Raw genomic sequence first — 6744 nt, 5'->3', positions numbered from 1 at the left:
GTCATAAAACTTCATCATGATGGTATTACTTACTTATAAATCATTGTTTAAAAGTATAAGTGGGTAGATTTATAACAACGTCCGTAATATAAATAACATCCATGTGGAGCTTCACCATGAAAATGAATAAGATTTGGTCTTCAATCAGTGCAGTGATGTTTGCTGCAGGCTTTTCTGTTTCAGCTCAAGCAGTCGATTTGGCAGGTCAGGGCGCTAGTCTTCCTGAATTAGCATATACAGGTTTAACGACACTAACTCCAGCAGCTCCTGTAGCTGGTTCATTATTTGGTCAATATAATACCTCTACTGGGAATGCTGTCACTTATATCGGTAATGGTAGCGGTTCAGGTAAAAATGCAATCATTAACGGTACAAGCCCATTTGCAGGTTCTGATTCACCTTTAACACAAACAAATTATACTGCATTTCTTTCATCTAGCGGTGCGGCACGTGTAGCACCTGTACAGGTTCCAGCAATCGTTGGTGCTGTTGCTGTTGTATACAACTCTCCAGCTGCTGATAATCTTGATATTTCTTCTGAGACACTAGCAAAAATCTTTGCTGGTGATATCACTGACTGGAAAGATGTGCCTAACAGCGGTGTAACGACTTCACTACCTATCAAATTAGTCGCACGTAGCTCTGGTAGTGGTACAACTTTTAGCTTTGTCAATCACCTGAATGCGATTCAACGTCTTCCATCTCAACCTATTGGCACTAAAGTGATCAAAGTCGATGAATTGTTTTCAAATGCTGTTGCAGGCCTAGGTGTAACTTTTGTTGGACAATCTAATAACCAAGCAGTTGTAGATTATGTCAAAAACAATGCGGGTACGATTGGTTATGCAGAGGCTGGTAATGCTTACAAAACTGGCGGTGTAAAAGTTGCAAAAATTAATGGCTATTCACCAGAAGCACCAACGACTACGTTCTTAAATAATCTTGCTATTGCAAATGACCAGGTAATTACTGGTAATAATGCAAATGGTACAGTCATACTTTCACCAATTACCAATGTACCCGCAGGTAAAACTGGTTTTGTTAAAATAGTACGACCTGCTTTATATGCGAACCCAGCAAATACTTATCCAATCCTGGCTGTTTCATATTTGTTAGGCAATACCAATGGCAATGGTGATGCTGCAAAAGTTGCGGCTGTAAAAGGATTATTAAAAGCACCTTATAATGTCAACTACCAAACAGGTTTGAATGCAAATCTTAAAAAAGGTTTTGCATTTATCCCATCAACTGTTGCAACTAGCCTAAGTACAACTATTGATGGTATTCAATAAGTTTTAGCTTAAGTAATGCATAAAAAAACACATCCTTCAGGATGTGTTTTTTTATAATAGGGTTAAAAAAAGTAAACCTTAAAATATCACCTGTACTACAGTAAGCCACAAAAAATGGCTGCTTAATCAGGATGAGGTGATCATGGCAGTTTCGCCGTTGCATCAAGACATATCTGCATTTGACATATTTGGCCGCAATGGCTGTATTAATATTCAAGTTAAAACAACAACTACCAATGACTCGTTTATTTTCATTAGCAAGTCTTACTGAAACGACTATTAAGTTTCCCCAACAGGTTTTTGGATGACTTTTAGCGTCACGTTATATAGGATTAAATATTGTAAAATGGTAAAATATTTCAAAAATTGGTTATATCCGTTCCTCAACGATCAATTTCTAAAGCCTGTTCATCTATACGTTTAACTGCTGTTTGTAATGCCGTTGAAAGTGCTTGTTCTGCGTGATCAATTAATTGAACAAAAGGAATATTTTGTATTTTTGGTGATAATCTGAATTTGAGTGTCGCAAAACTGCGTTGACTATGTGGTGTTGCGACAATAGCATCTGTTGTACCTAACCAATCTATAATCTTTTGTGGGTCATCCAAACTGATATTTTGATCTGCAATTGCTTGTATAAACTGTTTTTGGATCAAACTACGTGATAAAGCTGCTGAACATGGACAAGTAGATGAATATGCGATTTCTAAAGTCAGTTCAGTTTGGAATTGACCATGAATATATTGGGTCGAGATAGAAAAAGGGTAACTCCTCCAACCAGATAATTGGCTTACAAGAGCAGGACGTTCAAGATAAAGCTCACTACTAATATCAAGTTTTGAATGATGCGATAATTCTAAATGACTACTTAAAAAATCCTGTAATACATGCTCAATATCCAATAATTTCAGGGATGGAACATTAGTTAATTGTAATAACCGCGTATAAAGTCTGGACATATGAATACCTTTGGCATGAGGTATATCCAGACTTACAAATGCATTTACTTTACTATTACAAAACGCATTTTCAAATTTGAGTGGTAACGCAATATTTTCCATTCCTACCCAATCTAAAGGATAAGGATGTGGTAAGACAGTGAGTTCCGATGAAATATCGGGAAGACTAGAAATCATGTATATATTTTCAACGCTAAATAACTCTCAAATTGTTATGTTATAACATAACAATAAGAATAACTAGATCGACTTATAAGATTTGCTTGTTTATACGTATTGAGCTTAAAGTGAAATAATCTTTTATTAGAGTGAAAATAAATTAGGAAAATTATAATCAATCTATGGGATAGAAATCCCTTTAGGCAAAGGGTATAAAAATTTCGCCATTTGCCTAATGTATTATCGGGAATTTAATCATGGTGATAAGTTCTTGTTTTTAAAACTTGATTTTCTTTAAGTAGAATCTGGTTATCAGACTCTGCCATATACCAACCAGCAAAACTAAAAAAAGTAGCGAATAATAACATTAGTGAAATAGTATCTGACTTCATTGCTATTGCTCCATGTGCAAATATATGTAAATATGTTCAAATTATTGAGCATATTATGTTTTTACATGTTCAGGTTTGAACAAAGAAAAATAGTTTACTGATGTTTTTTTACTCAGGGTTATTTTTCTTGACTATATAATTGCTCAATATTTTGATAATTTCAAGCAATATTGATCAAAATATTGATCATTTCTTAAAGGCGGATATTATTTTGAGTATTTTTTTACAGCGATTGCGATCAGAAATTGAACGAATTGGTGTTAGTGAACTCGCGCGAAAAGCAGGCGTAGCAAGGAATTCACTTTATAATTGGTGTGAAAAAGGAAATATTCCCTTAGATAAACTTTTCTTGCTTGCTGAACATGGTGTAGACGTTGATTATATTTTACATAAGAAAAATAATGCTTCTGAAAATACACCCATGGATGAGTTTGGTTTAATTCCAGTGAGAGAAGATATTGAAGTGTCAGCAGGCGCGGGGGCTTTTGTTGGTTTAGAAGATAATTCCGGATATTGTTTAGCATTCCGTAAAGATTGGCTAAATAGCCGTGGATTAAAGGAAAAGGATCTCTACGTTGTATTTACTCGAGGCGATTCTATGGAACCTACGATTAGTGATCAAGATTCACTGTTAGTAAATACAGCAGAAAAAATGCCACAAGATGGCCATATCTATGTAATCCGTAGTAATGACACACTCTGGGTGAAACGAATACAAAAATTACTGGATGGTTCACTTTTACTTATTTCTGACAATAAAATTTATCCTCCGATGCAATTAAATTTAAATGAATCTTCTGATGTAGAAGTTATAGGTAAAGTCGTTAGCTCAAGTAAGAATTTTTATTAAAATCAGTAGAGTCAGAACATAATCAGGAAAAGATGCGAGATAGTATTTAACTTGATTACGATAAAATGAAAGATTGTTACTTTGATTTTATCGTTAGATCAACTTGTTTAATGAAATAAGTTGCTTATATGTAAATTATTCGGAACAAAGGGAACACTAATTAAACGTGATTATGAGCTGATTAAAAGCAGTTTGGAAAAATATTTAGCTCATATACAAAGTCTGACATCAGACCATGACAGGGAAATCACAGATCTAAAAACGTTGTTTATTAAATTAGATCATAAGATAGATCGGCTATAGAGCGCAGGATTTCGGCATAACGAATATTATGTTACTTGGGATACTCAGCAACGTGAATTATAATCGTAGATATTCACGTTGCTGAGCTGTAGCTGCAAACAGTGTTGCGTAGGCTACAGTCTTTAGATATCCTATTTAACATAATATACATTATGCGTAATCCTGTAATTTGCGGTAAAGTTAAGACTTTACTTTTAATAATGTTTTGTTATCAATACCGATATTTGATAAATTATCTTCTTTAATATCAAAGTCTAATGCAACCAAGTTTGCAACTGGTGTTTTACGTGTAAAATCCCATTTAAAAATCAATTTTGCTTTAAAGAACTGAGCACCTTTTATTTTGTACTCTGTTGATTTATAACCAATTGCCCCTTGTGTAATTTCCTGATCAGAGAAATCTTGCAAGATCGTCACAACGGTATTGCTGAAATCAATGTTCTTACCATCGTCAGATTTGAAGTTACCTTACGATTTGCGTATTCCCATAACTGTCATAATTGGATGTTGTTCAGTATTCATGGCTCACCTTTAAGCTACTTTGTAATTAAACTGACTCAGCGGTTCTTGATACCAGTCTGGCAGTTGTTGATTAAAATCAATCTCTACGAGCTTGACGAATGGAATGATGTTTCTAGACTTCTCATCATGAAGATTTTGAAAAGCCACAAGAACACAGCTCATCACTAACCAACTTATAAAATTGTGATTTCCTGTAATCTTGTTTAATCTGTTCAAAACTTTTTCCCTAATTAAACAATAAGTTGCATAGATATTTCGTATTCGTGTTTGAGAAACTTTGCCCGATTTAGTCATAACAACTTCTGATTTCGAAATCGCTTCTAAAACACTTTTATCGTCTGTAAGTTTCATAGTTTGACCTCTTAGAGCTTCAAATTTGCATAAACTTCATATAAATCAGGAAGCGTTAATGCGTAATATGAGCCAATCTTATGTAAGGAAATTAAAATAAATTCAATTTCTTTAAGTGCTTCTAATAGTTCCTTACCTTCAAAAACTATAGTCTCATTCTCTTTTAACATCATTTTCGCCTTATAGATCTGACCTTGAAAACGGTGTGGTTGGAGTAAGTATGCTTGTTCTATTGAGTTTAACTCTTGGGGCACTTCCTGCCATTCAACCGTAACCGTATTTCCCCAAGCCTGATACACCGCTTCCCAAGCGATATCACCCTCATGTGAAGTTAACTCTCTTGGGGTACCCAAGTGATCATTTTGATACCAATACACTCTATATTAAATTTATTTTAACTCAGTCATGCTTTTAATTACGTCTAATATTATATTGTTAATTTTAAATATTAAATCCACACTCATATTATCATTAATCTCTAAATAATATTTACCTAATGAGTCTGTAACATCAAGTGAAACTCTTGAAGACACCCTATCCAATTCCAGATCCAATACAACCTCATCATTATCATCAATTATAATGAATCCATCATTTAACAATATACTTGCTAATAATTTGATTTTATTTTTATAAACTTTAAAAGAAAAATCAGTAAACTTTATTTTATCTTCTTGGTTTAATGAATCACTAAATTCGATTAATTTCAAAATAAGCTCTTTTTCAACAGAATACATTTAATCTTCACAAGTCATTTAGCAATAGAATTTTTCTTTTCAAAACCTCTTAAAAATCATCAAAACTTTTAGGTGCTAATCTTTCAATTATATATACATCATCTAATGCACAATCAACATATCCCCAATTTGACCAATTTAATTTAACCCATTCATAACTTAAATCAAACCCCTTTAAAGAAATAGCTTCTTTAGGAAAAGATACATACATTAATCCAGCCTTATATCCAGAAATAACCATTAAGCCATATTTCCGCTGTTCTTCTTGCTGTTCTACAATCATAAAATCAACATATTCTTCGTACGGTTGTTGCCCCTTACATCTAAGAATAAGACCTCTCTCTAAATCTTCATTAAATTCTTTAAATTTTTTAGCCATGTTGACAACTCCTTATTTACAGTTTAAATCATGTTTTTTTGAAATATCCGCTTTTTTTGTTTGCTTTCCTTCAATATCATATTCTCCAAGATGTTTACCTTTTTCATCAGTATATTCTATGCGTCCATGTTGAGTATCAGCAGCTCTAAACTGCCCATCTTGTGTTCTATATACATCTCTACCATTTTTTGCTGACATTTTTGCATCTTTTACCCAACCATTTTTATCTGCAACTTTCCCTTTTACGGCAACGACTCTTTCATTCGGAGACATTTTAGAAATTCGTGCTTCAAAGGCTGCAGCACTTTCAGGTTTTGCATTTAACCCCCACGGATCAACCCACTCTGGATAGGCTCAAGTAACCTGAGCTAATGGGTTATATAATTAAAATACAAATATTTTTAAATGAGTTTTATTCATTTAAAACGATCCGTGAGACTAAAATAAATCTCTAGGACTTACCCCATGCTTATTTTTTTTATCTAAATCAGCTTCTTTAGATATTAGATATTTTGAAATTTCAGAATCTCCACCTGTAGTCATCATAGCTCTCCATAATGGGGTATTCCCTTGATCATCAATCGCATCTATTTTAGCTCCTGCTTCAACTAATAATTTTATAATTTCTAATTCTTTTGCAAAAACAGCAAAATGCAAAGCAGTAAAACCCTTTTTATCGTGAATATTCACATCGGCATTTAAATCTAATAAATATTTGACTATTTCAATATTTTTCTCTATCACGGAGAACATTAAAAATGTTCTACCATCTATATTACTAGTAGTATCATCAATTCCAT

The 6744-nt window shown here is 33.4% G+C and carries 9 protein-coding genes and 2 pseudogenes; 2 read left to right on the top strand and 9 right to left on the bottom strand.

What is annotated here, in order from left to right; all coding sequences use genetic code 11:
- Positions 1-116: 116 nt before the first annotated feature.
- Positions 117-1292, top strand: coding sequence for a PstS family phosphate ABC transporter substrate-binding protein (locus KPC_RS16550; RefSeq protein ID WP_171334527.1), 1176 nt, complete (start codon positions 117-119; stop codon positions 1290-1292).
- A gap of 392 nt (positions 1293-1684) precedes the next feature.
- Here KPC_RS16550 and folE2 read toward each other — a convergent pair.
- Both folE2 and KPC_RS20460 read right to left on the bottom strand, forming a co-directional pair.
- Positions 1685-2428, bottom strand: a pseudogene (folE2, locus tag KPC_RS16545) (GTP cyclohydrolase FolE2); the annotation flags it as partial.
- Positions 2429-2661: 233 nt separating this feature from the next.
- Positions 2662-2802 (bottom strand): hypothetical protein, encoded by a 141-nt coding sequence (locus tag KPC_RS20460; RefSeq protein ID WP_171334526.1) that lies wholly within the window; start codon positions 2800-2802, stop codon positions 2662-2664.
- A gap of 211 nt (positions 2803-3013) precedes the next feature.
- On the opposite strand from KPC_RS20460, the gene KPC_RS16540 reads away from it, so the two are divergent.
- Entirely contained in the window at positions 3014-3652 is a 639-nt protein-coding gene (locus KPC_RS16540; RefSeq protein ID WP_228212293.1) for a LexA family transcriptional regulator, read from the top strand.
- 483 nt (positions 3653-4135) lie between these two features.
- On the opposite strand, the gene KPC_RS16530 is transcribed toward KPC_RS16540, so the two are convergent.
- The 7 genes and pseudogenes from KPC_RS16530 to KPC_RS16500 form a co-directional block, all read right to left on the bottom strand.
- On the bottom strand, positions 4136-4372 hold the full coding sequence (locus KPC_RS16530; RefSeq protein ID WP_228212292.1) for a hypothetical protein: 237 nt from the start codon (positions 4370-4372) through the stop codon (positions 4136-4138).
- A 114-nt stretch (positions 4373-4486) separates the two neighbouring features.
- A complete protein-coding gene (locus KPC_RS16525) occupies positions 4487-4828 on the bottom strand; it encodes a phage/plasmid replication protein, II/X family (protein WP_121975451.1) in 342 nt (113 codons plus the stop codon).
- Positions 4829-5112: 284 nt separating this feature from the next.
- A pseudogene (locus KPC_RS20910) lies at positions 5113-5205 on the bottom strand (RHS domain-containing protein); the annotation flags it as partial.
- A gap of 12 nt (positions 5206-5217) precedes the next feature.
- Positions 5218-5565 (bottom strand): hypothetical protein, encoded by a 348-nt coding sequence (locus KPC_RS16515; protein ID WP_121975450.1) that lies wholly within the window; start codon positions 5563-5565, stop codon positions 5218-5220.
- Between the two features lie 49 nt (positions 5566-5614).
- Positions 5615-5944 (bottom strand): Imm45 family immunity protein, encoded by a 330-nt coding sequence (gene imm45 / locus KPC_RS16510; RefSeq protein WP_121975449.1) that lies wholly within the window; start codon positions 5942-5944, stop codon positions 5615-5617.
- A gap of 12 nt (positions 5945-5956) precedes the next feature.
- Entirely contained in the window at positions 5957-6217 is a 261-nt protein-coding gene (locus KPC_RS16505) for a colicin E3/pyocin S6 family cytotoxin (protein WP_121975448.1), read from the bottom strand.
- Positions 6218-6382: 165 nt separating this feature from the next.
- Positions 6383-6744, bottom strand: a 362-nt coding sequence (locus tag KPC_RS16500; RefSeq protein WP_146196656.1) for an ankyrin repeat domain-containing protein, incomplete at its 5' end; no start/stop codon positions are given.

This window comes from Acinetobacter stercoris (assembly GCF_900323515.1).
GTDB lineage: Bacteria > Pseudomonadota > Gammaproteobacteria > Pseudomonadales > Moraxellaceae > Acinetobacter > Acinetobacter stercoris.
Note: the sequence above shows the minus strand (reverse complement) of the source record. Positions and strands in the feature narration are given on the sequence as shown.

What these genes read in the sequence shown, in the direction of transcription:
- KPC_RS16550 (WP_171334527.1), top strand. Translation starts at nt 117, where the DNA reads ATGAAAATGAATAAGATTTGGTCTTCAATCAGTGCAGTGATGTTTGCT.
- KPC_RS20460 (WP_171334526.1), bottom strand. Translation starts at nt 2,802, where the DNA reads ATGAAGTCAGATACTATTTCACTAATGTTATTATTCGCTACTTTTTTT.
- KPC_RS16525 (WP_121975451.1), bottom strand. Translation starts at nt 4,828, where the DNA reads ATGAAACTTACAGACGATAAAAGTGTTTTAGAAGCGATTTCGAAATCA.
- KPC_RS16515 (WP_121975450.1), bottom strand. Translation starts at nt 5,565, where the DNA reads ATGTATTCTGTTGAAAAAGAGCTTATTTTGAAATTAATCGAATTTAGT.
- imm45 (WP_121975449.1), bottom strand. Translation starts at nt 5,944, where the DNA reads ATGGCTAAAAAATTTAAAGAATTTAATGAAGATTTAGAGAGAGGTCTT.
- KPC_RS16505 (WP_121975448.1), bottom strand. Translation starts at nt 6,217, where the DNA reads ATGTCTCCGAATGAAAGAGTCGTTGCCGTAAAAGGGAAAGTTGCAGAT.